Source organism: Pseudoalteromonas sp. ND6B (genome assembly GCF_000764215.1).
In the GTDB taxonomy this organism is placed as follows: Bacteria; Pseudomonadota; Gammaproteobacteria; order Enterobacterales; family Alteromonadaceae; genus Pseudoalteromonas; species Pseudoalteromonas tetraodonis.
In genome coordinates this window covers 1-1,349 of record NZ_JQFL01000045.1, presented here as the reverse complement: position 1 = coordinate 1,349, position 1,349 = coordinate 1, and the positions used below count along the sequence as shown (strand labels likewise).

Sequence of the window (1,349 nt, the reverse complement as noted above, 5' to 3'; positions counted from 1 at the left end):
TCGGAGTTTTTCAAGTTAGTTGTCGCCTCAAGTTAAATTTTATGCCGCCCGCATTTCTTCTTTTTTCTCAGGGTTTAAATTTACTTCATTTATCATTGACCAGTCTCGTGACTTCCCTGACCAACGGCTTGGGTTATTCAATTTAGCTGCGTCGTTTACCTGCTGACGCTTAGCTAATATTTCTTTATCTAAACCTGAATGACGTTGGTTTGGCGTCACAAATTTTATACCACTGTGTAGATGCTCATTATTGTACCAATCAACGAACCCACTTACCCATTCTCTTGCTGCGCTTATATCTTCAAATGGCTTTTCTGGGTATTCTGGGCGATACTTTAACGTTTTAAATAACGACTCAGAGTATGGATTGTCATTACTTACTGACGGTCGACTAAATGATGGCACAATCCCTAACTCCTGTAATGTTGCCAGTAATGTCGCGCCTTTCATTGGGCTGCCATTATCTGAGTGTAACGTAACTTGCTCGCGCTTTATTTGCTCTCGACTGCAAATATCCTTCATTAAATCCGCGGCTAATTCACTTAACTGTGTGTCGTAAACCTGCCAGCCAACAACCTTTCGACTAAAAATGTCCATCACTAAATATAAGTATAAAAATTGCCCTTTTACGCTCGTTGGTAAATAGGTGATATCCCAAGTGTAGACTTCATTTGCACGCACTGCTTTCAGTGCTCTTGGCTTTTTCATCGGCTTAGCTGGCTTTACTTTTTCTCTATGCGTTAATAAGTTATGTGCCTTCATGACACGATAAAACGAACTTTCAGACGCTATCCATATGCCCTTATCAAGCAGCTTAGGGACTATTTTACTGGCCGGTAAATGCCCATATTCGGCTGAATTAGCCGTATTAATAATGCGCTGCCGCTCTAACTCTGTGAGACGGTTAGGCGGCTGTTTTTTCGTACTCGTCCGTTTGTCAGTCATATCGTCTGCTTCAATCCACCGCTGAACGGTTCTTAGTGTCAGTCCAAGTAACTCACATGCCTTTTCTTTCCTTGCCCCTGAAGCCTGTGCGTTTGTGATAAGCGTTATTAATTCATGTCGCTCAGTCGCTGTTGTTAATCGTCCTCGTTGAAACCCCAAAGTGCATCCGCTTTTTTTTTGAGTACAAGTAGAGCGGCAGTTTCAGCTAAGGCCTTATCTTTGCGATTCAGTTCTTTTTGCAGTTGCTTTATTTCTTGCTTAAGCTGTTTACTGTCTGACTTTACTGTTTTATTTGAAGGTGGTGTTACTAAGTCTTTCTTCCATTGCTGAATATGATGCGGATAAAGCCCTATATTACGGCAGTATTCATTTATGGCGGCTTCATCTAAACTTCCACACTCAAT

The 1,349-nt window shown here is 41.5% G+C and carries 1 pseudogene; it reads right to left on the bottom strand.

Going from position 1 to position 1,349, the window contains the following annotated elements:
- Positions 1-39: 39 nt before the first annotated feature.
- Positions 40-1,349 (bottom strand): annotated as a pseudogene (locus ND6B_RS08210) (IS3 family transposase); the annotation flags it as partial.